23 protein-coding genes and 1 pseudogene are annotated in these 25,324 nt (G+C 71.9%); 12 read left to right on the top strand and 12 right to left on the bottom strand.

Translation table 11 applies throughout. The features are described 5' to 3' along the window. Positions 1–68: 68 nt before the first annotated feature. Entirely contained in the window at positions 69–983 is a 915-nt protein-coding gene (locus tag G127AT_RS06645) for an NAD(P)-dependent oxidoreductase (RefSeq protein ID WP_244857796.1), read from the top strand. 58 nt (positions 984–1,041) lie between these two features. Further along, positions 1,042–2,469 carry an argininosuccinate synthase gene (gene argG / locus G127AT_RS06650; RefSeq protein ID WP_210901251.1) on the top strand — a complete coding sequence of 476 codons (1,428 nt, stop codon included), beginning with the start codon at positions 1,042–1,044 and terminating at the stop codon, positions 2,467–2,469. Positions 2,470–2,496: 27 nt separating this feature from the next. Here argG and G127AT_RS06655 read toward each other — a convergent pair whose 3' ends face one another. The 7 genes and pseudogenes from G127AT_RS06655 to G127AT_RS16055 form a co-directional block, all read right to left on the bottom strand. Continuing rightward, positions 2,497–2,871 (bottom strand): nuclear transport factor 2 family protein, encoded by a 375-nt coding sequence (locus G127AT_RS06655; RefSeq protein ID WP_210901253.1) that lies wholly within the window; start codon positions 2,869–2,871, stop codon positions 2,497–2,499. A gap of 109 nt (positions 2,872–2,980) precedes the next feature. Continuing rightward, the gene (locus G127AT_RS06660; protein WP_210901255.1) at positions 2,981–3,562 is read right to left on the bottom strand and encodes a hypothetical protein; all 582 of its coding nucleotides are present in this window, start codon (positions 3,560–3,562) and stop codon (positions 2,981–2,983) included. After that, positions 3,559–4,848, bottom strand: coding sequence for a DUF7224 domain-containing protein (locus tag G127AT_RS06665; protein WP_210901257.1), 1,290 nt, complete (start codon positions 4,846–4,848; stop codon positions 3,559–3,561). The genes G127AT_RS06660 and G127AT_RS06665 overlap by 4 nt, the downstream gene beginning before the upstream one ends. Positions 4,849–4,850: 2 nt before the next feature. Beyond that, positions 4,851–5,507 (bottom strand): annotated as a pseudogene (locus G127AT_RS06670) (ABC transporter ATP-binding protein); the annotation flags it as partial. A 119-nt stretch (positions 5,508–5,626) separates the two neighbouring features. Next, on the bottom strand, positions 5,627–6,628 hold the full coding sequence (locus tag G127AT_RS06675; protein ID WP_210898326.1) for an IS481 family transposase: 1,002 nt from the start codon (positions 6,626–6,628) through the stop codon (positions 5,627–5,629). A 192-nt stretch (positions 6,629–6,820) separates the two neighbouring features. After that, the gene (locus tag G127AT_RS06680) at positions 6,821–7,486 is read right to left on the bottom strand and encodes a TrmH family RNA methyltransferase (protein ID WP_210901261.1); all 666 of its coding nucleotides are present in this window, start codon (positions 7,484–7,486) and stop codon (positions 6,821–6,823) included. A gap of 215 nt (positions 7,487–7,701) precedes the next feature. Then, on the bottom strand, positions 7,702–8,382 hold the full coding sequence (locus G127AT_RS16055) for an NUDIX hydrolase (protein WP_425305889.1): 681 nt from the start codon (positions 8,380–8,382) through the stop codon (positions 7,702–7,704). A 340-nt stretch (positions 8,383–8,722) separates the two neighbouring features. Between G127AT_RS16055 and G127AT_RS06690 the strand changes: the two genes are divergently transcribed. The 5 genes from G127AT_RS06690 (at position 8,723) to G127AT_RS06705 (ending at position 12,551) form a co-directional block, all read left to right on the top strand. After that, a complete protein-coding gene (locus tag G127AT_RS06690) occupies positions 8,723–10,120 on the top strand; it encodes an Nramp family divalent metal transporter (RefSeq protein ID WP_210901265.1) in 1,398 nt (465 codons plus the stop codon). 255 nt (positions 10,121–10,375) lie between these two features. Further along, entirely contained in the window at positions 10,376–10,867 is a 492-nt protein-coding gene (locus G127AT_RS06695) for a recombinase family protein (RefSeq protein WP_210901267.1), read from the top strand. 9 nt (positions 10,868–10,876) lie between these two features. After that, complete coding sequence (locus G127AT_RS06700) at positions 10,877–11,542, top strand: metal-dependent transcriptional regulator (protein ID WP_210901269.1); 666 nt, start codon at positions 10,877–10,879, stop codon at positions 11,540–11,542. A gap of 72 nt (positions 11,543–11,614) precedes the next feature. Next, entirely contained in the window at positions 11,615–11,740 is a 126-nt protein-coding gene (locus tag G127AT_RS16240; RefSeq protein ID WP_280527609.1) for a hypothetical protein, read from the top strand. Between the two features lie 31 nt (positions 11,741–11,771). Further along, entirely contained in the window at positions 11,772–12,551 is a 780-nt protein-coding gene (locus G127AT_RS06705) for an HAD-IIA family hydrolase (RefSeq protein WP_210901271.1), read from the top strand. An 87-nt stretch (positions 12,552–12,638) separates the two neighbouring features. On the opposite strand, the gene G127AT_RS06710 is transcribed toward G127AT_RS06705, so the two are convergent. The 5 genes from G127AT_RS06710 to G127AT_RS06730 are packed head-to-tail and all read right to left on the bottom strand — an operon-like array spanning position 12,639 to position 20,826. Beyond that, on the bottom strand, positions 12,639–16,640 hold the full coding sequence (locus G127AT_RS06710) for a septum formation family protein (RefSeq protein ID WP_210901273.1): 4,002 nt from the start codon (positions 16,638–16,640) through the stop codon (positions 12,639–12,641). A 1-nt stretch (position 16,641) separates the two neighbouring features. Beyond that, positions 16,642–17,190 (bottom strand): orotate phosphoribosyltransferase, encoded by a 549-nt coding sequence (gene pyrE / locus G127AT_RS06715; RefSeq protein WP_210901275.1) that lies wholly within the window; start codon positions 17,188–17,190, stop codon positions 16,642–16,644. A gap of 45 nt (positions 17,191–17,235) precedes the next feature. Then, positions 17,236–18,684 carry a threonine/serine exporter family protein gene (locus G127AT_RS06720; RefSeq protein WP_210901277.1) on the bottom strand — a complete coding sequence of 483 codons (1,449 nt, stop codon included), beginning with the start codon at positions 18,682–18,684 and terminating at the stop codon, positions 17,236–17,238. A gap of 46 nt (positions 18,685–18,730) precedes the next feature. Further along, positions 18,731–20,089, bottom strand: coding sequence for an anaerobic C4-dicarboxylate transporter family protein (locus G127AT_RS06725; RefSeq protein ID WP_210901279.1), 1,359 nt, complete (start codon positions 20,087–20,089; stop codon positions 18,731–18,733). Beyond that, positions 20,086–20,826, bottom strand: a complete 741-nt coding sequence (locus tag G127AT_RS06730; RefSeq protein ID WP_210901280.1) for a Type 1 glutamine amidotransferase-like domain-containing protein — start codon at positions 20,824–20,826, stop codon at positions 20,086–20,088. The genes G127AT_RS06725 and G127AT_RS06730 overlap by 4 nt, the downstream gene beginning before the upstream one ends. A gap of 399 nt (positions 20,827–21,225) precedes the next feature. On the opposite strand from G127AT_RS06730, the gene G127AT_RS06735 reads away from it, so the two are divergent. The 5 genes from G127AT_RS06735 to G127AT_RS06755 all read left to right on the top strand — a co-directional run bounded on the left by G127AT_RS06735 (position 21,226) and on the right by G127AT_RS06755 (position 25,314). Then, positions 21,226–22,143, top strand: coding sequence for a LysR family transcriptional regulator (locus G127AT_RS06735; RefSeq protein ID WP_210901282.1), 918 nt, complete (start codon positions 21,226–21,228; stop codon positions 22,141–22,143). A gap of 19 nt (positions 22,144–22,162) precedes the next feature. Beyond that, positions 22,163–22,933, top strand: coding sequence for an enoyl-CoA hydratase/isomerase family protein (locus G127AT_RS06740; RefSeq protein WP_210901284.1), 771 nt, complete (start codon positions 22,163–22,165; stop codon positions 22,931–22,933). 213 nt (positions 22,934–23,146) lie between these two features. Beyond that, positions 23,147–23,902, top strand: coding sequence for a helix-turn-helix domain-containing protein (locus G127AT_RS06745; RefSeq protein ID WP_210901286.1), 756 nt, complete (start codon positions 23,147–23,149; stop codon positions 23,900–23,902). Positions 23,903–23,911: 9 nt separating this feature from the next. Beyond that, complete coding sequence (locus tag G127AT_RS06750; protein ID WP_210901288.1) at positions 23,912–24,748, top strand: alpha/beta fold hydrolase; 837 nt, start codon at positions 23,912–23,914, stop codon at positions 24,746–24,748. Positions 24,749–24,750: 2 nt separating this feature from the next. Then, positions 24,751–25,314 carry a dihydrofolate reductase family protein gene (locus tag G127AT_RS06755; RefSeq protein WP_210901290.1) on the top strand — a complete coding sequence of 188 codons (564 nt, stop codon included), beginning with the start codon at positions 24,751–24,753 and terminating at the stop codon, positions 25,312–25,314. Positions 25,315–25,324: the final 10 nt, after the last annotated feature.

Raw genomic sequence — 25,324 nt, forward strand, 5'->3', positions numbered from 1 at the left:
AATCGGGTGTCAGCCCCTCGATCCTAAAGCAGTTCATAGTATAGAACTCAGTTCTCTATGATGGACGCGTGTCGCAGAGCTCCCCGTTCCCCTCCACCGTCGCCATCACGGGCCTCGGCAACATGGGCCTCCCCATGGCCGACCACCTCCTGCGCGCATCCGCCGCCGCCGGCGGCACGTTCCTTCTCCACGGCCGCTCCCCCGAGAAGGCCGAACCCCTCATGGGCCGGGGCGCGCGCTGGGCGGGTGCCCCGGCGGGCCTCGCCGGGGCCGATGTGATCCTGTCGATGCTGCCCGACCTCGAGCAGCTCGAGCCGATCGTCTTCGGCTCCGGCTGCCTCGCCGACGCCGTACGCACGCGGACCGTCCTCGCGATCGGGTCGACATCGTCCCCCGACGGCGTCCGGTGGTTCGGCGAGCAGGCCGCCCGGCGAACCGGCGGGTTGCTGCGCGTCATCGACGCCCCCGTTTCCGGGGGCACCGAAGGCGCGACCGCCGGAACGCTCTCGATCATGGTCGGCGGGGACGACGCCGACGTCGCCGATGTCCGGCCCGTCCTCGACGCGCTCGGCACCGCCGTCCACCTCGGCCCGCTCGGCTCGGGCCAGGTCGCGAAGGCGTGCAATCAGGCCATCGTCGCGGCCACCGTCCTCGCGCTCGGCGAGGCCGCCGTCCTCGCCGAACGCTCCGGGCTCGACGTCGAGGCGCTCTTCGGGCTCCTCGCCGGCGGCTACGCCGGCAGCCGCGTGCTCGAGACCCGGGGGGAGCGCATCGTGCGACGCGACTATCGCGTCGCCGGCCCCGCGAAGTACATGGTGAAGGACCTCGGATTCGCGCTCGCCGAAGCCCGGCGCACCGCCACCGCGCTTCCGCAGACCTCCACGACCCTCGCCGCTTTCACCGAACTCGTCGCCCGCGGGCTCGGCGACGACGACATCGCGATCACCCGCGCCTTCATCGAGTCGCTCGAACCCGAGGTGTGAGCCGCCCCTGGCGGCTCCCGCACCGGCATCCGCCCGCCGCTCACGTAGGCTTGAGGGCATGTCCAAAGTCCTGACCAGCCTTCCCGTCGGCGAGCGCGTCGGCATCGCCTTCTCCGGTGGCCTCGACACCTCCGTCGCGGTCGCGTGGATGCGCGAGAAGGGCGCGGTGCCCTGCACCTATACGGGCGACCTCGGGCAGCCCGACGAGCCGGACGTGGAGGCCGTCCCCGGCCGCGCGAAGGAGTACGGCGCCGAGGTCTCCCGCCTCGTCGACTGCCGTTCGGCCCTCGTCGAAGAGGGCTTCGTCGCCCTGGCCTGCGGTGCGTTCCACATCCGCTCGGGCGGCAAGACGTACTTCAACACGACGCCCCTCGGCCGTGCCGTCACCGGCACCCTGCTCGTGCGTGCGATGCGTGAGGACGACGTCGAGATCTGGGGCGACGGCTCCACCTACAAGGGCAACGACATCGAGCGGTTCTACCGCTACGGCCTGCTCGCCAACCCCCGCCTGCGCATCTACAAGCCGTGGCTCGACGAGGCGTTCGTCACCGAGCTCGGCGGCCGGCAGGAGATGAGCGAGTGGATGCAGGCACGCAACCTCCCGTACCGCGCCTCCGCCGAGAAGGCGTACTCGACCGACGCGAACATCTGGGGTGCGACGCACGAGGCGAAGAGCCTCGAGCACCTGAACGCCGGCGTCGAGCTCGTCGAACCCATCATGGGCGTGCCGTTCTGGCGCGAGGACGTCGACATCGCCGCCGAAGAGGTCGAGGTGACCTTCGAGGCGGGCCGCCCGGTCGCCCTGAACGGTGTGGAGTACTCCGACCCGGTCGACCTGGTGCTGGAGGCCAACCGCATCGGCGGCCGCCACGGCCTCGGCATGAGCGACCAGATCGAGAACCGCATCATCGAGGCGAAGTCGCGCGGCATCTACGAGGCGCCGGGCATGGCGCTGCTGCACATCGCTTACGAGCGGCTGCTGAACGCGATCCACAACGAAGACACGGTCGCCAGCTACCACCAGGAGGGCCGCCGCCTCGGCCGCCTCATGTACGAGGGGCGCTGGCTCGACCCGCAGTCGCTGATGCTCCGCGAGTCGATCCAGAAGTGGGTGGGTTCGGCCATCACCGGAACGGTGACGCTGAAGCTGCGCCGCGGCGACGACTACTCGATCCTCGACACGGTCGGGCCCGCGCTCAGCTACCACCCCGACAAGCTCTCGATGGAGCGCGTCGGCGACGCCGCCTTCGGCCCGCTCGACCGCATCGGCCAGCTCACGATGCGCAACCTCGACATCGCCGACTCGCGCGCCCGCCTCGAGCAGTACGCGAAGCAGGGCATCGTCGGCGGCGACACCGCGAAGCTCGTCGGCGACCTCGAGTCGGGCGAGTCCGCCGAGATCGCCGCGGGCGCCGCCGAAACCCCCCTCGACGCCGCCACCGACGCGGTCAACGAGGCCGCCGCCTTCGACCTCGGCACCGACTGACGCGCACCCGGCGCGGGCGCGCCGCGCTCAGGCGGGCGTCTGCTGGTGCAGCGCGATCCGCCAGGCGCCGTCGTCGAGCACGTACGTCGTCGACATCCTGAGGCGCGCCACGTCGTCGCCGCGGCGGGCGACCGCCCGGTAGACGAGGATGCCGGCGTCCTCCCGGTCCCCGAGCCGGATGACGGCGGGCTCGCGGATCTCGTAGTCATCCCACGGTGGCACACCGTCGAAGGCGCCCAGGATCGCCTCGCGGCCCAGCACCGCCCCCTCGACGATCATGAGTCCGTCGCGGGTCATGGTGCGCCGGTAATGCTCCCCGCCGCGCCCGCCGAGGATGGCGCGCCACCCCTCATGCTCCTGCTGCAGCAGCCGCGCGGGCAGATCGTCGGTGATCTCGGTCATGTGCCCACGCTAGCCCGCTCGGCCGTGCCCCGCGCTCCGCAACGCAGGTGCGTGGGTGTCGCGGATCCTTGATTGCACAATGAACGCTAGAAGGCCCGCCTGGTGGTGTTCACCCGTGCTCGCGATGCAGCCCGAGAGCAATGAAGAGTGTGAGCGCAGCGGCGAGCGCGCTCGCCCCAACCCAGAGCGCGGCGGCTGGGGCGTCGGCGAGAGGCCACGCCCACGGATGCACAACGCCGCCCGCTCTCCCGAGCAAAGCGCAGAGCAGCACGTAGGCGACGGGGGCCATCGCCTGATAGGTGCCGTTTACGAGCACACCGGTTACGAGTTGCATCGCGAGCAGCCAGGCGAGCACTCCGAGATAGGCGAAGCCTGTTGCAGTAGGCAGCAGCTGGGCGGCGAGCGCCCCGACGATAAGGGCGGGCGCGAGTGCTGTGATGAGCACGACGGCCGCGATGACCGCTGACCGGCGGACGACGATCGTGCGTGTGGCAGGCCAGGCTGCGTTCAATGGGAAGGCGAGTACGACAGCCCCGACGAGCGCGGCGAGCACATAGAGAGGCATCGCACCGAGCCCGGAGAATGACGGCAGCTGGACGGTGGTGTGCCCGAGCAGAGTGCCAAGCACGGCGAGCAGCGTCTCGAGGGCAAGCAGTGGGCCGAGGCGGTGCGTGCGATAGGCGAGTCTCACGGCAGCGTCGGGGGTTCGGCGTTGCAGGCTTGCATAGACGCCAACGCAGCGCCGACCCAGTCGGCTTGTTCTGCGGCAGAGGCCTGTACCAGAGTCGCGACCGGCCCCTGCGGCTCAAAACCGGGGCCCGTATCGCGGATGGCCATCGCGAATTGCAGCGCCAGCCAGCTCCTGGCCGTGTCTGCGGCCTCTTGCCGGGTGATGGTCCGTTCGACGGACTCTGCTGCACAAGTCAGGGCCAGTTCACCCTGAAATCCGCTCGCCAGGGAGCCGGCGAGTTGTTCGACAGTCATGCCGGGCAGGTAGCGCAGGTGCAGTTCGCCTGCAGTCGCCGTGCTCACGCTGCCGTCAACGGAGCCGGCAACGACCCGATCAGGCATGGTGACGCCAAGTGCCATAACGTGGTCGACCATCTGTTGGATATCGGCGGTCGGGTCGCTCCCGAGGCCGGCGGCGGCTTGCTCCGGGTAAAGGCAGACTTCGGTGCGTCCAGGGGTGCAGCGCAGTTCTGCATCCGTTCGCTCGGTTGCGGCGGTGCTCGTCAGCCCGGCAGCGATGGCGAGGCCCACGACAACAGCGGCGGTGAGCAGCGCGGGGGCGGCGATTCGCGGCATCCAACCTCCAGGGATGAGGTGGAGAGCACGTGCAGCACCCGCGACGAACCCGGCGGAGGCGAGGATCGCGAACACGCTCGCGGCGAGCACCGATCGGGGATCGGGCTGTTGGTCGTAGAAGCAGCAGGTTTCGAGGACGAGCCCGGCGAGGTGACGCGGTGCGAACCACGGGACGGTTCCTGTGAAACCAAGCCAGGCATAGCTGAAAGCGAGGGCGATGGGCACGCCGAGCATCGGTCGCAAGAGTGACCCGAGCAGCAAACCAGCCGAGCTGTGGAAGAGCAGCATGGCCGCGATCGCGATGAGCAGTTCCCACGGCATACGGCTTCGGCCACCCCAGGCGTCGGCGGCGACGAGACCGATCGCGAAAGCCTGCACGATGAGGGCGGCCGTGTAATTCGTCCATATCGCGTCCCACAGCACTGCGAGGGGGTTGCGTAAGTTGGTGCGATTCTCGATGGCGCGCGTGCGGAGACGTGCCCCTTCGAGCGCGGCGCCGGTGGCGGCGACCGCGGCGGGCACAATGAGCAGGAGCACCGAGTGGGCTACCGTCCACGTCCAGTAGCCGGTCAACGGGGTACCGGTCTGTGAGGCGTTGTTCACGACGAATAGCAGCACCAGCGCGGGGGGCACGAGCCAAAGCACGGCGCGTCGGCGGAAGGGGACTGGCATATTCACTCCTCTGGCACGAACGAGGAATAGGCGGCTTGGAGACGTGCGGCGGGCGTGCCGTGGTGATGTCGCTCGGTGAACTGATCGGCCGTACCGTCGAAACGCAGTCGACCGTCGTGTAGGAGGAGGACGCGAGAGCTGGGTTCGATGAGCGCGGCAGTGTCGTGTGTTGACACCAACACGGATCGAGTACGTTCAATGTCGCGGAGAACGGCGACGAGTCGGTCGCGCTCGCGCGGATCCAAGCCGGCAGTCGGTTCGTCAAGGAGAAGGTAGCGTGCGTCATGCACAAGTACCCCGGCGATGCCAAGGCGGCGCATCTGCCCACCGGAGAGCCGCTCGGCCCGTTCGTTCGCTTTGCCCTCCAGGCCGACCTGCGTCAGGGCACTGAGTGCCCGGCTGGCTGCAGCGCGCGGCGTTAGGCCCTTCAACCACCCAATGTAAGAGACGTGTTCGCGAGCCGTCAGCCCCGGGAAGGGGGTCACATGTTGCGGCAACCAGCCGACGGCGGCGCGATACCGGCGTGGCCGCGATCGGTTCGGGCGCACCGTCTCACCGTCGAGGCGGAGCGTGCCGTCGTAGCCGTGCACCCCGGCGAGCACTCGCAGCAAGGTCGTCTTGCCGGCTCCGTTCGGGCCCAAGAGCACCGCGCGCCCGCCCGCGAGCGACACCGCTACTTCCGCCAGCTGGCATTCGCCACGACGATACCCGAACCGTTTCACATCCGCTTCGAGCACCCAGCACCCCTTCGTCGGTCGCCCCAATGCCCACTGCCGGGCTAGCTGTACTTCCCCGTGACGTTGTGAACGCGTTGTGAGGGTGTTTGGCCGCCGATGCCGGTGTGGGGTCTGTGGTGATTGTAGTCATGGAGCCAGGTGTCGTAGGCGGCGGTTCGTTCGGCTTCGCTGGTGTAGGGCTTCGCGTAGGCCCATTCGGCGGCGAGGGTTCGGTTGAACCGTTCGACTTTGCCGTTGGTCTGGGGCCGGTAGGGCTTGGTCCACTTGTGCTTCACGTTCTCGCCGAGGGCGTCGGCGAAGGCGTGGGAGCGGTAGCAGGCACCGTTGTCGGTCATCACCGCGGTCACTGTCACCCCGAGGCCGGTGAAGAACGCGTTCGCGCGGTTCCAGAACCCGGCGGCGGTCTCTTTGCGTTCGTCGTCGAGGATCTCCGAGTACGCGACCCGTGAGTAGTCGTCCACGGCGTGGTGCAGGTAGCGGTAGCCGCGTGAACCTGCCGCGCCGGCCCGGGCGGCTTTGTCGCGGGCGAGGCCAGCGTGGCGGTCCTGGGCGGACCCGCGGCCGTGGACGCGCCAGCCGCCGCCGTCGGGGATCCGGCCTTGCTTCTTGATGTCCACATGCACCAACTGACCCGGTTTGGCGACTTCGTAACGCACCGGCTTGGGCTTGCGGACGGGCAGCCCTGTGGCCTGGTCGATGTTCGCCAGCTTCGGCATCCGATACCGTGCGAGCACCCGGCCGACCGTGGAACGGTGCAGCCCCAGGTGATACGCGATCCGGTGCGGCCCCCACCGACGGACGAACCGCAACGCGAGGATTCGCCGTTCTGTCTTGCGCGGCAGCCGGCCCGGTGACGAGTGAGGCCTCGAACTACGGTCGGTCAGCGGCAGGCCGGCGCGGTACCGGCGAGCCCACCGAGATGCCGTCGCCGGCGAACACTGAAAGCGTTCGGCCGCACGGCGGACAGTCCAACCGTCATCGACGATCAGAACGGCAAGACGTCGACGCCCCTCCGGCGTCAAGGGCGCGTTAGCGTGAGTCACGAAGACCTCCGTGGTCAGGACGGTGAGTGTGGTAACCCACATCCTGCCCCGGAGGTCTTCACTACCTCAGCCGTTCACAACCTGTCAGGGAAGTACAGCTAGCGGTGACTCTATCGAGTCGCTCGACCCCAGGGCCCCTGCTGCAGCAGCCGCGCGGGCAGATCGTCGGTGATCTCGGTCATGCCGGTCACGTTACCGGCCGGGCAGCTCCGCGTGGGAGAGGACCCACGAGTGCATCGCGACGGCGGCGGCCGCCGAGGCGTTGATCGAGCGGGTCGAGCCGAACTGGGTGATCTCGACGACGGCGCTCGCGGCATCCACCGCCTCGGGCGAGAGCCCCGGCCCCTCCTGCCCGAACAGCAGCACGCAGCGTTCGGGCCATGCGAAGGCTTCGATGGGCACGGCGCCGGGCACGTTGTCGACGGCGATGACGGGCAGCGCGGCATCCCGCGCCCAGGCGGCGAAGCCGGCGACGTCGTCGTGGTGCGCGACGTGCTGGTAGCGGTCGGTGACCATGGCGCCGCGTTTGTTCCAGCGGCGGCGGCCGATGATGTGCACGGTGTCGGCGGCGAAGGCGTTGGCGCTGCGCACGATCGAGCCGATGTTCATGTCGTGCTGCCAGTTCTCGATGGCGACGTGGAAGGGGTGGCGGGTGCGGTCGAGGTCGGCGACGATCGCGTCCATGCGCCAGTAACGGTAGCGGTCGACGACGTTGCGGCGGTCGCCGTGCTCCAGCAGCTCCGGGTCGTAGTGCGGGTCGGCAGGCCAGGCGTCCGGGCCTCCGGGCCAGGGGCCGACGCCTGCCGAGACCGGGGTGGATGCCGGTTCTCCGGCCGGATCCGCGGGGCCCTGCTGCATCCCTCAAGGGTATCCGCCGTGGCACGGGGTCTCGATACGGCCGCGAAGCGGCCTACTCGACCGGCGGGCCGTGGCAGCGGGTCTCGATACGGCCGCCGTGGGCGGCTTACTCGACCGACGGGACCGCCGGTCGAGGAGCGAGCGCAGCGAGCGTATCGAGACCCTGCACCGGGTCTCGATACGGCCGCGAAGCGGCCTACTCGACCGGCGGGGCGTCAGCCTTCGAGGTCGAGCTCGCGCGTGCGGTCCCAGTCCTCGGCCCAGCCGAGCCGGTCGAAGACGGCATCCAGGATGCCGGCGGTGAAGCCCCACAACACGTGCCGCGACTCGGGCCCGACGAGCCAGGCCGGCCCGCGCATGGTGCGCCCGCCGCGGCGGAGCACGGAGGTATAGCGGTTGTCGGGGTCGAGGAGTTCGGCGACGGGGGTGCGGAACACGGCGGCCGACTCCGCGGCATCCACCGCGCGAACGGGCGACTGCGACGCCCACCAGCCGAGCACCGGCGTGACGATGTGCCGCGAGTACGGCATCGGCAGTTCCGGAAGCATGCCGAGCACCTCGACGCCCTCGGGGTCGAGCCCGGTCTCCTCGTTCGCCTCGCGGAGGGCGGCGTCGACGGGCCCACGGTCGGCCGGTTCGAGGCGGCCGCCGGGGAATGCGACCTGCCCGGCGTGGGTGCTGAGGGTCGCAGCGCGGGCGAGCAGCAGCACATCGAGGTCGCGCGAGACGGCGCGGGCCTGGGCGTCGCGGTCGGCCGGATGCCCGTCGAGCACGCCGAAGAGGACGAGGACGGCGGCGGGCCGTTCGCCGCCGGCGGTGCGCTCGGGCCAGCGGTCGAAGATCGTGCGGTCGCCGATGAGCCCTTCGAGCTGGGCCCGGGCGGATGCAGCACTCACCCCCCGAGCGTATCGCCGCGGGCACCCCGCCGCGTTCGAACGGACCTCCCCTCCTGCGCAATGCAGACCTCCTCTCCTGGCTCGTGCGCGACGACGACCTCCCTTCTGCGCAATGCAGGAGTGCGCACGTGTCGCGGCCCCGCGCGCCCACTCACGCGGGCGACACGCCGAAGGAGTTCCTGCATTGCGCAGAGACGGGGCCGGGCGAGGGCGAGCAGACAGGGGCGAGGGCGAGCAGACAGGGGCGAGGGCGAGCAGACAGGGGCGAGGGCGAGCGCGCGGTGGCGGCGGCGGCGGATGCCGGGGCGCGATGCGAGCGCGCGATCCGTATGATTTAGGCATGCCGAAAACTATCGACGACGCCGTGGATGCCGGGAGCAACGGCATCCGCACCCGACGCCGCCGCGCGCCGAAGCCCGTGACGACCGCCCGCGCCGCCTGGCTCATCGGCCCCGCCCTCGTCGCCGGGGTCGCCTACCTCGACCCGGGCAACGTCGCGAGCAACATGACCGCGGGCGCCCAGTACGGGTACCTGCTCGTCTGGGTCGTCGTGCTCGGCAACATCATGGCCTGGCTCATCCAGTACCTCTCGGCCAAGCTCGGCATCGTCACCGGGCGGAGCCTGCCCGAAATGCTGGGCTCGCGCATCCGCAACGCCTGGGGCCGGCGCGCATACTGGCTGCAGGCCGAACTCGTCGCGATGGCCACCGACCTCGCCGAGATCATCGGCGGTGCCGTCGCACTGAACCTGCTCTTCGGCATCCCGCTCATCTGGGGCGGCCTCATCACCGGAGCCGTGTCGATGGTGCTGCTCGCAGTGCAATCGCGGCGGGGGCCGCGCACCTTCGAGTTCGTCATCATCGGGCTGCTCGCGATCATCGCCGTCGGCTTCACGGTCGGCGTCTTCATCGCCCCGCCCGACCCGGGCGGCATGCTCGACGGGCTCGTGCCGCGCTTCGTCGACACGAACTCCGTGCTGCTGGCCGCATCCATCCTCGGCGCGACGATCATGCCGCATGCGATCTACGCCCACTCGGCGCTCTCCCGCGACCGCTTCGCCGGGCCGGCCGAAGGCGGCCGTGCGGGCACCGGCGGCGGGGCGGCCGCGGCGGGCGCAGCCTCGGGCGAGCGCCCCGGGGCATCCACCACGCGGATGCTGCCCGGCACCGCGACCCGCCTGCCCACCGACCGCCTGCTGCGGGCGACGCGCGTCGACGTCACCGTCGCGATGGCGATCGCCGGAACCGTGAACCTCTGCATGCTGCTGCTGGCGGCGGTGAACCTCTCCGGCGTCGATGGAACCGACAGCCTCGAAGGCGCGCACGCCGCGCTCGAGCACGCCCTCGGCCCGGTCATCGCCGCCCTCTTCGCGATCGGGCTGCTCGCCTCGGGGCTCGCCTCGACCTCGGTCGGCGCGTACGCGGGCGCCGAGATCATGCACGGACTGCTGCGTGTGCGGATCCCGCTGCTGCTGCGCCGCCTCATCTCGCTCGCGCCGGCGATCGCGCTGCTCGCGGCGGGCTTCGATCCGACCGTGTCGCTCGTGCTCAGCCAGGTCGTGCTCTCGTTCGGCATCCCCTTCGCGCTCGTGCCGCTCGTCCGGCTGACGGCCCGCGGCGAGGTCCTCGGACGTTGGCGCAACCATTGGGGGACGACCGCTGCCGGCGTCGCCGCGTCCGTGTTCCTCATCGCGCTGAACGCCGTGCTGCTCTGGCTCGTGTTCACCGGGGCCGGGTGAACCGCGCCCTCCGCCAGCGCTCCCCACGTCCCGGTGAACCGAGCCGTCCCCGGCGCCCTCCCATCGTTCCGGGGGTCATTTCCTGCCACAGGAATGCGGAATTCCGCGGAAAGGTGGCGGGATATGACCCCCGGAGCGTGAGACGGTGCGCGGCCGGGATACGCGGAGTAGCCGGGGTGGCCGGGTGCGCGGGGTAGGCTCGCGAAGAGGCAGAAGAGGCATCGGAAGCGTGCGGGGGCACGAGCTGGAGGGACGATGATCCGCGGCATCGTGATCGACATGGGGGGTTTCGCGCCGCTCGACGAACAGCGCGAGGCGGTCGGCGAGGCCGGCGAGGTCGTCGTGCTCGCGCCGGCGAGCGACGGGGCGTGGGTGGATGCCGTGACGGCGCTCATCGACGCCGCGGCGCCGGGCGATGCGATCGCCGTCGCGGCGCTGCACGTGCTCGGACCGAGTGCGCGAGGCATCCTCACCGCGCTCGACCGCGCCCGGGCGCTCGGGGTCGACGTCATCTCCGCGGCCGACGAGATCGACACCCGCGAGGACGCGGCGCCGCTTACGACCGCCGGCTTGTTCCTCGGCGCAGCCGACCGCGCCGCCGAAGCGCGCGCCCGCCGCTCGATCGCTCTCGCGGCATCCCGCCCCGAAGGTATCAGCCCGCCCCGCGCACTCTACGTGCCCGAGCGCTACCTCGGCGCCGTCGGCGAGCACGGCACGGACGCCGGCGCCGGGGCGGCGACGCCGTAGGCTGGGCGCATGCCTCAGACGAGTCCTGCGATCGAGGACTACCTGAAGACCGTCTATGCGCACACCGAGTGGCAGCCGGATCCGGTGACGCCCAAGGTGCTCGCCGGCAAGCTCGGCGTCGCGCCGTCCTCGGTGACCGAGATGGTGAAGAAGATGGCCGCGGCGGGCCTCGTCTCGCATGTGCCGTACGGGGCGATCCGCCTGACCGATGCCGGCCGTGAGCGGGCGCTCGCCGTGACGCGCCGGCACCGCCTCATCGAGACGTGGCTCGTGCGCGAGATGGGCTACGCGTGGGACGAGGTGCACGATGAGGCCGAGATCCTCGAGCATGCCATCAGCGACCGCCTGCTCGACGCCCTCGACTCGCGGCTCGGCCGCCCCGAACGCGACCCGCACGGCGACGCGATCCCCACCGCCGACGGCCGTGTGCCCGAGGTGCCGGCGGCCACCCTCGCCGAGCTGCAGATCGGCGCGACCGGTCGCGTCATCCGCATCAGCGACCGCGACCCGGAGCTGCTCCGCCGCCTCGAGCACGAGTCGATCGGCCCCGACGTGGTGCTCTCGGTCACGGGTGCGGATGCCGCGGGCACCCGCACCGTCGCGCTCGCCGGCGACCGCACGCTCACCCTCGACGCCGCGGCGGCGGCCGTCATCTGGCTCGTCCCGGCCGACTGATCTCCTCTGTTCGACCGGCCCGCGCGCCGATAGGCTGGGGGCGCGGGCGACGCACCGGGGGGGTGCGGCCGCATGGGGGAAGACATGGTGCTCGGGGAACTCATTCCGCCGGCGATGATCGCCGCCGGCTTCGCACTGCTCGCGTTCGCCGGGCGAACGCTGCGTGAACACCACCGCACCCGACGCATCCACCGCTGACGGCCCACGGCCCGCGCCATAGGCTGGGGTCATGGGACGACGCGACGAGGTCGAAGCCTGGCTGACCGACATGGACGGCGTGCTCGTGCACGAGAACCACGCCCTGCCGGGCGCCGCCGAGCTGCTGCAGCAGTGGGAGGAGGCGGGTACGCCCTACCTGGTGCTGACGAACAACTCGATCTTCACCGCCCGTGACCTCTCGGCCAGGCTGCGCGCATCCGGTCTGAACGTGCCCGAGCAGCGCATCTGGACGTCGGCGCTCGCGACCGCCGACTTCCTGAAGCAGCAGGTGCCCGGCGGCTCCGCGTTCGTCATCGGCGAAGCCGGCATCCTCACCGCCCTGCACGAGGCCGGCTACATCATGACCGAGACGAAGCCCGACTTCGTCGTGGTCGGCGAGACCCGCAACTACTCCTTCGAGGCCATCACGAAGGCGATCCGCCTCATCGACCGCGGCGCGCGCTTCATCGTCACGAACCCCGACGCGACCGGGCCGAGCCCCGACGGGCCGCTGCCGGCGACGGGCGCCATCGCCGCCCTCATCACGAAGGCCACCGGGCGCGAGCCCTACGTCGTCGGCAAGCCGAACCCGATGATGTTCCGTTCGGCGCTGAACAAGATCGGCGCGCACTCCGAGAACACCGCCATGATCGGCGACCGCATGGACACCGACATCGTCGCCGGCATCGAGGCCGGCCTGCACACCCTGCTCGTGCTCACCGGCATCAGCGACGAATCCGAGATCGAGAAATACCCGTTCCGCCCCGACGAGGTGCTCTCTGGGGTCTCCGAACTCGTCGAGGGCGACTGAGCATCTTCCCCGAGTGGATGCCGGGGCGCGCCCGCACCCGCCGGCATCCGATCGGGGCACGGCCGCCGAGGAGCGGCAGTGCGCCGATCAGGGGGCGGCGGGGCCGGGGCCGGCGATGCTCGCCGTCAGGGGTTCGCCGCTCGAACGGTTCGCGAAGCAGTAGTAGTCGCGCTCCCCGGCATCCCACTGCTCGGCCTTCGCCGGGTAGCTGCCCTGCACCTGCAGGTCCTCCATGCCGGCGATCGCGTTCACGTCGAGCACGCCCTCGGCCGTGCACAGGCCGCTGATCTGGCCCCGCAGCTCCTCGTCGCCCGGGTAGGCGGCCTCGGGGTCGTCGCTGACGGTGCCGCGGTAGACGAGCTGCGCGGCGTGCGGCTGATCGCAGGCGACGACCGTGAAGCTGGCCGCCCACGCGTCGGTGTACGGATCCACGCACTCGCCGCCGAAGAACTCGTCCCAGGCGTGCTCGCCCTCGCCGAGCGGCTCCGTGGGCTCGGGTGCGGGCCCGGCGTCCTCGGAGCTCGCAGCGTCGCTCGCGGGCGCCTTGCCGCCGCCGGCCAGGGTCGAGCCGAGCCAGAACAGGCCGACGAGCACGAGGATGCCGACGAGGCCGCCGGCCACCCACAGCAGGATCTTCTGCGTGCGCTTGCCGTCGCCGTCGTCGCCGGAACCGCCGGGGCCGCCGCCGGGGCCGCCGGTGTATCCGCCGCGGCCGCCGTTGCCGCCCTGACCGCCGTAGCCGCCCTGGTCGTACCCTCCGCCGCCGGAGCCGCGCTGGGCGCCGAATCCGCCGCGGCCGCCGGGGGCGCCGCCGTAGCCGCCGGGGGCGCCGCCGTAGCCGCCGGACGCGCCGTCGCCTCCCGCACCGCCGCTCATGAGGAAGTCGAAGCCGTCGGCGGCTCCGCCGCCGCTCGGTTCGCCGTATCCGCCCGCCTGGCCGTAGCCGCCGTCGCCGTACCCGCCGTCGCCGCCCGAGGCGCCGAATCCGTTCCCACGGCCGCCCGGTGCGTTCACGCGGTCGGATGCCGGGTACCCGGACTCGGCGGGGCTCACGATCTTGTTGACGCCGGTGTCGGCGAACAGGGAGTCGAAGAGACCGCCGGCAACGGGCTCGTCTCGGGCCGGGCTGCCGTGGGCCGCGCCGTATGCTCCGCCGGCCGGGGCCGCGTCGTATCCGTCGAACGCTGCGGCGGCCGACCCCGAGTACGCGGGCATCGCACGCGTGCGCGCGTCGTCGCCGAAGCCGTCATCGGCCGGCAGATGCGCGAAGGGGTCCTGCAGCGGCCGGTCGCGGCCGGGGATCTCGAAGCCCGCGGTCGGCGCGTCCGGGTCCTCGGGGCGCCACGGCTGCTCGATCTGCCAGTCCTGCTCGGCCTGCCAGTCCTGCTGCGGCTCGTTGCCGGCCGGCCAGCCGCGTTCGGCCTGCCGGCCCGTCTCGTCCTGCCAGCCCTGCCGGGTCTGCTCGTCCGGCCAGCCCGGGGCGTCCTGCCAGCCCTGCGGGCCCTGGGCGCCCTGCCAGCCCTGGGCGTCTCCGCCCTGCTCGTCCTGCCAGCCCTGGTCGTTCCACGTCTGCGGGTCGCCCTGCCGGTCGTCCCAGCCCGCCTGCTGCGGGTCGGCCTGCTGCGCCCAGCCCTGCTGGGCGTCGTCCCACGCACCGCCGGTGTTCGGCTCGGTCGCGGAGCCCCAGGGGGCGTCATCGTTCCAGGCAGAGTCATCGTTCTGCGCCGTGCCGTCGTTCCAGGCGGCGTCTTCGTCCGCGGGTGCTCCGGCGTTCCAGCCGGCGTCCGTGCCGTCGTTCCAGGCAGTGCCGTCATCCCAGGCGGCGCCTTCGTTCCATGCGGCGCCGTCGACCGGCTGCTCCGCCGGCGCGTCGCCCCACGCCTGCGGTTCGCGCCACCCGGCGTCGTCCGCGGGCTCGGGCGTCTCAGGGGTCCAGCCGCGCGCATCCGGCGCAGCCCCCGAGTACCGGGCCCAGCGGTCTCCGCCGTCGGGCTGATCGGCGAGCGGGTCGCCGGCGTTCGGGTCGGGCACGATGCCCCAGCTGAACCCGGGATCGGCGGCCGGCGCCTCCGCGGGGCTCGGGGCGGGCGCACCGCCGAATGCGCCGTACTCCGACACCGACGGGTCGCCGTCGTCGTATCGCGGTTCGGACCAGGCGCGTCGGATCGGTTCGGCCGGCGGCTCCTCGGCCACCGGCTCGGACCACGCACGACGGATCGGCTCGACGGGCGGCTCCTCGACCGCCGGCTCGGGCCGCACGGTCGGGATCATCCGCGTCTCGGCGGCCTCTTCGGCCCACTGCTCGGCGCGTCGGTACTGGTCGCCGGCGGAAGGATCGGCGACGGCCTCATCGCCCCATCCGGCGAGCGCCGAGAAGGGATCCTCGCCGCCCTGCGCGTTCCACGGCTGCTCCGCGGACCCGTCGGCCCGGCCGTACGGGTCGGACGAACCGCCGGCCGCGTCCTGCGCCGGCGCATACCCGGGTGCCGGGAACTGCTGCGTGCCGAACTGCCCGGACGCGAACTGCTCGGTACCGAGCTGCTGCCCGGTGTCGTATCCGTCGGTGCCGAACTGCTCGGCGTGCTGCCCGGTGTCGTACCCGTCGGTGCCGAACTGCTGCCCGGCGCCGTAGCCGTCCTGCGCGCCGTATGCATCCGTGCGGAAGGGGTCGTCGGCGAAACGGTCGACCGGGGCGCCGTACGGCGAAGCGGACGCCGGCTCCTGGTTCGCGTATCCGAACGCGGAGCGCGGGTCGGCCTCGACGGCCGGCTCATCCGCCGTCTCGTAGCTGCTGCGGCGCACCTGCGGTTCGGCCTCGGCCGGATCACCGCTGAACATCGCCCAGATGTCGTCTTTCGGGTCGGGCTTCGGGGGCTCGTACGCCGTAGGGGCCTCGTACGCCGCGGGAGCCTCGTCCGCCTCCGCGAAGGCCGCCCAGAGCTCGTCGTCGAACCCGGATCCGCCCGTCGCAGCCGGGGTCGGGGCGGGACGATCCGGGATGCTCGGGGCATCGTTCCAGGCGGGAGCCGGCGCGGCGGCAGGGGCCACGGGAGCCGACGCGGCCGGCGGGTTCCAAGTGGGAGGCACGACGGGGGCGGGGCGTTCGCCCTCGCCGGCTGCGCGGCGCCCGGGGCGCTGCGTCGGGATCGACTGCGTCTGCGCGGGTTCGCTCGTCTCGGCCGTGCGGCGCGCCTCTGCGCGGCTCACGGCCTGCCGGCGATCCCCCGGCCGGAACATGGCTTCGGCATCGGCCGCAGGAGGAGCGGCAGCCGAGGCCGCGTCGCGCGCCCAGTCGGGCCAGGCCGGCGGGGTCTGCCGGGCTTCGGCTCGGCCGGCGGGCGGCGGCGGTGCGGGAGTGGATGCGGCGGCGCCGTGCGCAGCGGCGGAGCCCGCAACTGAGGCGCTCGCAGCCGGGGCACCCGGTGCGGCGAAGCCCGGTGCGGCAGCCCCCGCGGCGGGGGCGGCCCCCGGAGCGGAGCCCGGCCGGCCGGCACTCGGCGTGCGGGGCTCGGCCCACTCGGGTCGCAACGGCGAGCCGGGGCCGCCCTGGCCTCGGGCTGGGGCTTCGGCGCGGCGCCCGCGTTCGGCGGGAGCCTCCTGCTGACGACGGCCGCGGATCGGCTCGGGCGAGGTGGGATCGGCGGCGGGGCCGGGCTGCGCCCGGTCGGCGGGAACGACGCCCGGGAAGCCGGACTGCGAGCCGGACGCGGCGGGCGCACCGGCCGCGGCGGCGGAAGACGGACCGCCGGCCGGGAAGCCGGGTCGCGCCGGAGCGCGCCGCTGCGGCTCGGCGGGGCCCGTCGGCACGGCCCGTGTCGCATCCGGCGCGCCGGGCGGCGGCGGGATGGGTGTGCCGCGTTCGGCGCGGCGGGCCTCCCCGCGGCCGACGGGCGGGAACGACGGCGCCTCGCGCCGGGGCGCCTCGTCGGCGACCGAGAACCAGTCGAGCACTTCTTCGTGCCGATGCGCCCTCGGTTCGGCCGGGCGTGCTGCCGGGCGACCTGCGGGCGGAGCCCCGGCGGGGTCGCCCCCGCCGAGCTGCCCGAGCAGCCAGTCCGCCCCCGTTCCGCGCTCGTCGTCGTGTGTCATCTCAAGCCAATCCCAGATCCTCGAGCCCGATCGCGTACAGATACGGGTAGCCGGCGGCCTCGATGGTCTCGCGGGCTCCGGTGTCGCGGTCGACGACGACCGCGACGGCTGCGATCTCGGCGCCGACCTTCTTCAGCGCCTCGATCGCCTTGAGCGGCGAGCCGCCCGTCGTCGAGGTGTCCTCGAGCACGATGACGCGCTTGCCTGCGAGCTCGGGGCCTTCGACCTGGCGGCCGCGGCCGTGGTCCTTGGGCTCCTTGCGCACGACGAAGGCGTCGTAGGCGAGACCGCGTGCGGCGCCCTGGTGCAGGATCGCCGCCGCGATCGGATCCGCGCCCATCGTCATGCCGCCCACCGCGTCGACGTCGGGCACGTCGGCGATGAGGTCGAGCATGACCTGTCCGATGAGCGGGGCCACCCGATGATCGAGCGCCACTTTTCGCAGGTCCACGTAGAAACTGGCCTGCTTGCCGCTCGTGAGCGTGAAATCGCCGTGGAAGACCGCGTCGCGGGCGATGGCGGCGATGAGCTCGGTTCGGGTGTCCGTCACGCCCAATACTCTACGTGCGGAAGCCCGGGAGTCGAGGGGTCGGTTTCAGCGAGCGTCTTCGGGCGAGTGGATGCCGGGGCCCGCTGCCGGCGCCGCGCCCTCGGAATCGGCGGGCGGCGCGCCGCTCGGTGCGGATCCGCTCCGGCCTTGCTGTGAATTCCCGATCAGTCGCAGCCGACGCCGCCTACGGCGCCCGAGGAAGGGCCGGGAGAATGCGGTGGCGAGGCGCTGCCACGGGTGCGGCGGCCCTTCGGCCGGCATGTCGATGTGGAAGAGCTCCTCGGCGCCGGTGCGTGCCACCCGGAACAGGGCGGTACCGATGAGCACGCCGAGCGCGATCGACATCACCGACACCATCGCGGCCGCGAAGTCGCCGAGGCCGCCCGCGGCGCCGACCGCCGACGTCAGCCCGATGACGCCGGCGGAGCCCGGCACGAGCAGCGAGAAGCCGGGCAGGAACGTCAGCTGCGACGGCACCCCCCGCGGCAGCCCCGAGATCCACAGCACGAGCGGCGTCATCGCCAACGCCCCCACGAAGCCGCTCACCGCGGCGCCCGCGAGTGAGCCGAGAGTCTGCGCCGCATACGCGACGAGCAGGACGAGCAGCACCCAGCCGAAGGTGCGCGCCGGCGCCGAATGGTGCAAGTAGGTGCCGACGGCGTACAGCACGACGCCGATCACCGGCACCCACCACGGCAGCTGCGCGGCGCCTTTCGCCGGCTCATAGCTGTCGTCGGCGACGCCGACGATCGTGCCGGCCGCGATGATCCCGAACGCGAGCAGGGCGAGCTGCACGAGACCCATCATGAGCCGCGAGGCGCCGGCGACCATCTGCTTCTCGGCGAGTTCCATCGTGCCGGTCGTGAGCAACGCGCCGGGCAGGAAGGTCGCCAGCGGCGCGATGAGCACGCGGATCGGATCGCCCACCGGGAAATGCAGGGCGATCAGGAATACCGCCAGGGCGCTCACGAACGCCGCGACCACGGGCAGCACGAGCTGCAGCGCCTGCGAACGCACGAGCTTCAGGGCGCCGAGCAGCCCGCCGAGCACCGCGGCGATCGCCAGCGACTGCCACGAAGGCACGAGCATGAGGGCGAGCCCCGCGGTGAGGATCGCATGCCCGAGCGTGCGCAGCACCCAGCCGAAGTGCGGGCGCATCGCACCGATCTCGTTCAGGCGGCGGATGCCGGCCGCCGGGTCTATGCCGCCCCGTTCGGCGGAGGCGATGAGCCGGTACAGCGCGTCGACCTGGTCGAAGCGGAAGTTCGCCGTGGTCGCCGAGCGCATGCTCAGGCGCCGCTCGTCTCCGTCGCCCGTCTGGACCAGGATGAGCGTCGGCAGCACCACGAAGTCGGTGCCGCCCTCGCCGTAGGCGCGTGCGACCCGGCCCATCGTCTCGCGCGTCTGCTCGACCGAGGCGCGCGCCGCGTTCATCCCCTCGGCCAATCCGAGGAGGAATCGGCGCAGCACCGCGCGATCGACGGGTTCGGCCATCAGCGCGGCACCCCCGGTCCGGCGCGGCCCGGCATCCGCACCGCCCTCACGCCACGATGACGAGCGAGAGGAGCACCCCCACGACCATCGCCACGCCCATGTAGATCAGGTTCGGCAGCTGGAAGGAGTGGTCGAGCACGAACTTGCCCATGCGGGTCGACCCCGTCTGGTCGAACGCGACCGTCGCCACCTGGCTGCCGTTTGCGGGCAGCGTGTAGATGCCCATCGCGCTCGGCCACAGACCCACCATGAGCGAGGCCGGCAGGCCGATCGTGAGGCCGATCGGCACGATCGCGTTCGTCGCCGACGACTGGCTCGTCGTGAGGGTGGCGACCAGGAACATCGCCAGCGCGAACAGCAGCGCGCCCACGAACGCCGTGCCGCCCTCGACGAAGTGGCCGAGGCCGCCGACGATGAGGGTGTTGTTCTCGGCGACGAAGGTGTTCGCCAGCCACGCGATGCCGAACAGGGCGATCGCACCCACGATGCCCGCAGGGAACGTCGACTGCGCCGGCACGTCCTTCGCCTTCACCTTGCAGATGATGAAGATGAGGGCCGCGATCACACCCATCGTGACCTGGATGATCATCACGACCGAGACGCGCACCGGGTTGCCGTCGTCATCGGTGCCGACGACCGGGCGGATCTGTTCGAACAGGCCCATGACGACGATGAACGCCACCCCGGCCAGGAAGATCGCCGCCGAGATCACGCTCGACTTCGGCAGCTTCTTGGCGTGCACATCCTCCTGCGGGGGCTTGATGAGGCCCTCCTCGAGACGGTGCTGGTACTCCGGGTCCTCGTCGAGATCCTTGTGGCGGCGCAGCATGAAGAGGGCCGCGACGAACAGGCCGATGATCGAGGCCGGCCACATGATGAGCAGGAGCTTGCCGAGATCCACCCCGCTCGGTGAAAGCAGCACGACCATCGACGCCGTCGCCGCCGACACCGGCGAACACAGGATGCCGACCTGGCTGGCGACGGCCGCGATCGCCAGCGGCCGCTCCGGGCGGATCTTCTGCTGGTAGGCGACGTCGTAGATGACCGGAAGCAGCGGGTAGTAGATGTTGCCCGTGCCGGCGCCGACCGTGAACAGGAACGACATCGCCGGAGCCAGGAACACGATGCTCTTGGGCCTCGAGCGGATCACCTTCGAGGCGACCGAGACCATCCAGTCGATGCCGCCGGCCGCCTGCATCACCGATGCGGCGGTGATCACCGTGATGACGATGAACACGGCATCCACCGGGGCATCGCCGGGCTCCACGCTGAAGCCGAAGACGAGCACCGCGACGCCGACGAGACCCCAGACGCCGAGGCCGATGCCGGAGGTGCGCGTGCCCATGTAGATGGCGAGCACGACCACGAGGAGTTCGGCGATGAGGAGCCAGATGTTGTCGTTCATGCGCTCGGTCCCTTCGCGATCGGGCCCGTGCCCGAGAGGATGACGGTCGGCAGCGCCGACTCGACGATGCGGCCGTCGACGGCCTCGACCTGCAGAGCGAGCGGGTCCTCGACCGGGCTGATGGCCGTCACGAACTCGCCGTTCTCGAAATGGAGCGACTGCAGGTTGCCGACGGCGAAGCCCTCGCTCAGCGTTCCGTCGAGCAGGGCACGGTGGAAGATGGGCTTCCGCTGGTCTTCGGCGTCGTAGTGGGGGCAGAAGCTGCCGTGCAGGAAGCCCAGCCCCTCGGGCAGGATCTGCAGCGTCGGCCCGTAACTGTCGGTGGTGCCGCCCTCGAACCAGCAGATGCCGCCGGCCGACCCGCCCGTGAAGACCGTGTTCGACGACTCGTCGGCCCACATCGACCGCAGGATGTCGTCGAGGCCCTGCCGCTTCCACACGTCGAGCATGTTGGCCGTGTTGCCGCCGCCGACGTGGATGACGTCGAACCCCCTCACGAAGGTCTCGATGTCGTCGAGCTCGCGATGGAACAGCCGCAGATGGTGCGGCGCGCACCGATCCGAGTCGTAGGTGCCGTAGAAGCTCACGATGTAGTCGGCCTCGTCGCCCGTCGCCGTGCCGAGGAACAGCACGCGCGGGCGGTCCTTGCCCGTGAGCTTCAGGATGTAATCGTGCGTCGGGTCGTTGCGCCTGGCCATCATGGCCTTGCCCGCCCCGGTCGCCACCACGTGCGCCATGGTCCCTCCCCAGCGGCGCGCCCGCCCCCGACGAGACGCCCCAAACGTCACGCTAGCGCGTCACGCGTGCAAAAGGGAAGAGCCGCCGTGCGGGGTGTCCCTCCCCCGCGCGACGGCTCTTCGATCGGGTCGAACCCGATCTCGCCCGGCGATCAGACGCGGGCGAAGTCCGCCTTCGGCGTCCGGCGGTACCCGTCGCGCGCGGTGACCACGAGGGTGCCGGCTGCGGCGGATGCGGCGAGCGCTCCGAGCACGATGAGCAATGCGATCATGCGTGGCTCCTTTCAGGATCTTGCGTGGGGGTTTCCGGCCGGTTCCGTGCCGATGTGCTTCCATTCTGACGCGAAAAACCATTCAGCACAATCTCATGCTCCTTCATTGTCTTTGTAGACTTTCTTCATGGATGTGAAGCGTCTCGACCTGCTCCGCGAACTCTCCGAACGCGGCAGCGTGACCGCCGTGGCCGACGCCGTCGGCCGATCCCCCTCGGCCGTCTCGCAGCAGCTGAAAGTGCTCGAACGCGAAGCCGGCGTGCCCCTCACCGAGCGCAGCGGCCGCGGCCTCGCCCTCACCAGCGCCGGCTTCGCCCTCGCCCGCGCCGCCACCGACGTCGCCGTCGCCCTCGAACGCGCATCCGCCGTCTGGGACGAGTTCCGCAACCACCCGAGCGGCGAGGTCACCGTGCTCACCTTCCCCACCGCCGGCGCCACCCTCCTGCCCGGCGTCATCACCGAACTCTCCGAGGTCACAGGGCTCGTCGTGCGCTGCACCGACCTCGACCCCGAACTCGCCGAATTCCCGGCCCTCACCGCCGACTACGACATCGTCCTCGCCCACCAGATGCCCGGCGAACTGCCCTGGGGCGGCCGGGGCCTGAAGGCCGTGCCGCTCATGGTCGAACCCCTCGACATCGGGGTGCCGGCCGGGCATCCGCTCGCCGCCAAAGCCGCCCTCACCCCCGAAGACGTCGTCGACGAGACCTGGATCGCCGTACCCAGCGGCTTTCCGTTCGAACGCATCCTGCACTCGATCGAACAGGCCGCCGGTCGGCGCATCCGCGTCGGCCAGCGCCTCTCCGACATGCGCATGATCGAAGCCTTCGTCGAAGCCGGGCACGGCATCGCCTTCATCCCCCGGTACACGACCGGATCCGCCAGCCCCGGCGTCGTGCTCCGCCCCCTGCGCGGCGTCACCTCGGCCAGGCAGGTCGTCGCCCTCATGCGGCCCGACGCCGCCGAACGCCTCGCCGTGCGCACCGTGCTCGACGTCATCGTCGCCCGCGCCGAACGCATCGCCGCCGCCCACGCGGATGGGTAGGCGCACCTAGACTCGGCGCATGAGCGACCCCATCCTCTTCGACGTCACCGACGGCCTCGCCCGCATCACCCTGAACCGGCCCGAACGGCTGAACGCGATCGATCCCGCCGCCGCGCACCGCTGGCGCGAGATCGGCGCCGAGGTCGCCGGCCGCGACGACATCCGCGCGGTGATCCTGGATGCCGCGGGTCGCGCATTCTGCGCCGGCGGCGACGTCGTCGCGATGTCGGCGCTCGAAGGCGACGCCCGGCAGATCGTCGCCGGGCTCGCCGATGCGATCCACGACGGCCACCGGCTGCTGCGGGAATCGAGCGTGCCCATCGTCGCCGCCGTGCAGGGGCCGGTCGCCGGCGGCGGGCTCGGCTTCATGCTCGTCGCCGACGTCGTCATCGCCTCGGAAGCCGCGAGCTTCGCCGGCAAGTACGCCGACATCGGGCTCACCCCGGACTGCGGCGTATCGACCCTCGTGCCGGAGGCCGTCGGCATCCGCCGTGGGCTCGAGCTGCTGCTCACTCCCCGCATGCTCGACGCGGCGACCGCGCTCGACTGGGGCCTCGTCGCCGAGGTCGTCGCCCCCGAGTCGCTCGCCGCGCGCACCGAAGAGCTCGCCGCGGTGTGGACGAGCGGGGCATCCGCCGCCTACGGCCAGACCAAGCGCCTCGTGCACGCCGGCGCCGCACGCGACTTCCAGGCCTCGCTCGACGACGAGGCGCGCACCATCGGCGCAGCCTTCGTCACGCCCGACGCCGAGGCGCGCATCGCGGCCTTCGCCGCGCGCTCGCGCCGCTGACGGCTCCCGCCCCGCCGCGGCGTCGCGGAAGCAGGCCGGATCGACCGGGCGGCACCGAACGCAGGCCGAATCGACCGCCCCTGGGCGGTGCGGCCTGCGTTCGGAGCACGCCGGCCCCGGGGCCGCGGCCGGCGGCGTGACGAACGGCACCCACCCGTTGAGGCCGTGCGGGGCGCGACGTAGCGTGTGAACCCGAGCAGCCGGGAGGGATCCGTGCCCATCGAGAGCGAGCATCGCGCCTCGGATTCGCCGTACATCGCGCGTGTGTGGCGCGGCCGCACGACGGGCGAGACCCGCATGACCTCGGTGGCGAGCACGAGTTGGGAACTCGTCTTCTGGGAGGAGGGCGGCACCCGGCACGTCGCGCTTCGGGGGCCGGAGACCGCAGCATCCACCGCGGAGATCTCGGGCGACGGAGAGTCGTTCGGCATCGCCTTCGCGCACGGCGCCTCGATGCCGCACCTGCCGGTCGCCCGGCTCGTGGACGATGAGATCGAGAGCCCGCGCGTGGCCGGCCGCAGCTTCGAGCTCGGCGGCGAGGAGTGGGAGATCCCGGAGCCGGACGACGCCGAGGCCTTCGTGCGGCGGCTGGTGCGGGCGGGGACGCTCGTGCGGGATCCGCTCGTCGACGAGGTCGTCTGGGGCGGCATCGCCCGGGTCGGATCGCGTTCGGTGCAGCGGCGCGTCGCCGCGTCGACGGGGCTCACGCAGGGGTCGATCCGGCAGATCCAGCGCGCCCGCGAGGCGGCCGTGCTGATCGCGGACGGCGCGGCGCCCCTCGACGTCGCGCACCGCCTCGGCTACTACGACCAGCCGCATCTCGCGCGGTCGCTGCTGCGCTTCATCGGGCGCACGGCGACGCAGCTGCAGGCCACGGCGAGCGGGGCCGCGGCCGGCGAGCCGCTTCGCGACGGGCAGCAGAGCGCCCTGTCGCTCCTGTACAAGCCCGACGGACCGTCCGCTTCCTAGCCTGAGGACATGACCGAACACACCGCCACCTCAGCAGACGGCACCGCCATCGCATACACCGCGACGGGCGACGGGGAGCCGATCGTCATCGTCGACGGCGCGACCGCATACCGCGCCATCACCGCCGAGGACGCCGAGATCTCGCGGCTGCTCGCCGACGGCTTCCGCGTGATCTCCTACGACCGCCGCGGCCGCGGCGGGAGCGGCGACACCGCCCCGTACGCGGTCGAGCGCGAGTTCGAAGACCTTGCCGCCGTCATCGAGCACGGTGGCGGCGGGCGACCCGCGACCGTGTTCGCGTGGTCGTCGGGCGGCAATCTCGCCCTGAACGCCGTGCAGGCCGGCGCCGTGCCCGTCGCGCGCCTCGCGCTCTTCGAACCGAACGCGCTCGTCGACGACGCGCTGCGGCCGCCGTTCCCGGACGACTACACGGAACGCCTCGAACAGGCCGTCGCCGACGGCCGCCCGGGCGACGCCGTCACGACCTTCCTCACGGTCGCCGTCGGGCTGCCGGAGGACATGGTCGCCGGCATCCGCTCCGACACGGAGGGCTGGGCCGTGCTCGAGGCGATCGCCCCGACGCTCGCCTACGACGCCCGCAACGTCGGCGACGCCATGTCGGGCCGCCCGCTCGCGGCCGATCGCTGGAACCGGGTCGACGTGCCCGTGCTCGTCATGCACGGCGCCGATACCTGGCCCGTCATGGCCGCCGGCGCCCGCGCCGTCGCCGAGCACGTGCCGACGGCCACCCTGCAGCTCGTGCCGGGCGAGAACCACAGCGCCGACGCCGAGGTGCTCGCCGGGGCGCTTCGCGACTTCATCCGTTCCACGCCCGGGGAGGCCTGATCATGGGCAGCATCGTCATCACCGAGTTCATCTCGCTCGACGGCGTCGTCGAGGCGCCCGGCGGGGAGGACTTCGAATACCCCGACTGGAGCTTCCGCTTCGACCGCGGCGAGGAGGGTGAACGCTACAAGGAAGAGGAAGCGCTCGGCTCGGCCGCACTGCTGCTCGGCCGCACCACCTACGAGGGTTTCGCCGAGGCCTGGCCGCAGTACGAGGGCGAACTCGCCGACAAGTACAACGGCATGCCGAAGTACGTCGTCTCGTCCACCCTCGCGGAACCCGCCTGGAACAACACGACCGTCCTCGGCGGCGGGCTCGCCACGAGCGTCGCACGCGTCCGCGCCGAGATCGACGGCGAGATCCAGGTCGCCGGCAGCATCTCGCTCGCACAGGCCCTGATCGCCGCCGACCTCGTCGACGGGCTGCACCTCATGACGTTCCCCGTCATCCTCGGCCACGGCCGCCGCCTCTGGACCGAGACGCCCGACATGAGCGCCTGGTCGCTGGAGACGAGCACCGTCTACGGCGACGGCGTGCTCGTCACCGAGTACCGGCGGGCGCGATAGGCCGCGGCAT

This window comes from Agromyces archimandritae (assembly GCF_018024495.1).
GTDB lineage: Bacteria > Actinomycetota > Actinomycetes > Actinomycetales > Microbacteriaceae > Agromyces > Agromyces archimandritae.

Coding starts and splice junctions, on each gene's coding strand:
- G127AT_RS06720 (WP_210901277.1), bottom strand. CDS start 18,684: ATGGCCGAACCCGTCGATCGCGCGGTGCTGCGCCGATTCCTCCTCGGA.
- G127AT_RS06655 (WP_210901253.1), bottom strand. CDS start 2,871: ATGACCGAGATCACCGACGATCTGCCCGCGCGGCTGCTGCAGCAGGAG.
- G127AT_RS16240 (WP_280527609.1), top strand. CDS start 11,615: ATGGGGGAAGACATGGTGCTCGGGGAACTCATTCCGCCGGCGATGATC.
- G127AT_RS06665 (WP_210901257.1), bottom strand. CDS start 4,848: ATGCCAGTCCCCTTCCGCCGACGCGCCGTGCTTTGGCTCGTGCCCCCC.
- G127AT_RS06740 (WP_210901284.1), top strand. CDS start 22,163: ATGAGCGACCCCATCCTCTTCGACGTCACCGACGGCCTCGCCCGCATC.
- G127AT_RS06735 (WP_210901282.1), top strand. CDS start 21,226: ATGGATGTGAAGCGTCTCGACCTGCTCCGCGAACTCTCCGAACGCGGC.
- G127AT_RS06730 (WP_210901280.1), bottom strand. CDS start 20,826: ATGGCGCACGTGGTGGCGACCGGGGCGGGCAAGGCCATGATGGCCAGG.
- G127AT_RS06690 (WP_210901265.1), top strand. CDS start 8,723: ATGCCGAAAACTATCGACGACGCCGTGGATGCCGGGAGCAACGGCATC.
- G127AT_RS06700 (WP_210901269.1), top strand. CDS start 10,877: ATGCCTCAGACGAGTCCTGCGATCGAGGACTACCTGAAGACCGTCTAT.
- G127AT_RS06750 (WP_210901288.1), top strand. CDS start 23,912: ATGACCGAACACACCGCCACCTCAGCAGACGGCACCGCCATCGCATAC.
- G127AT_RS06695 (WP_210901267.1), top strand. CDS start 10,376: ATGATCCGCGGCATCGTGATCGACATGGGGGGTTTCGCGCCGCTCGAC.
- G127AT_RS06725 (WP_210901279.1), bottom strand. CDS start 20,089: ATGAACGACAACATCTGGCTCCTCATCGCCGAACTCCTCGTGGTCGTG.
- G127AT_RS06755 (WP_210901290.1), top strand. CDS start 24,751: ATGGGCAGCATCGTCATCACCGAGTTCATCTCGCTCGACGGCGTCGTC.
- G127AT_RS06705 (WP_210901271.1), top strand. CDS start 11,772: ATGGGACGACGCGACGAGGTCGAAGCCTGGCTGACCGACATGGACGGC.
- argG (WP_210901251.1), top strand. CDS start 1,042: ATGTCCAAAGTCCTGACCAGCCTTCCCGTCGGCGAGCGCGTCGGCATC.
- G127AT_RS06710 (WP_210901273.1), bottom strand. CDS start 16,640: ATGACACACGACGACGAGCGCGGAACGGGGGCGGACTGGCTGCTCGGG.
- G127AT_RS06680 (WP_210901261.1), bottom strand. CDS start 7,486: ATGCAGCAGGGCCCCGCGGATCCGGCCGGAGAACCGGCATCCACCCCG.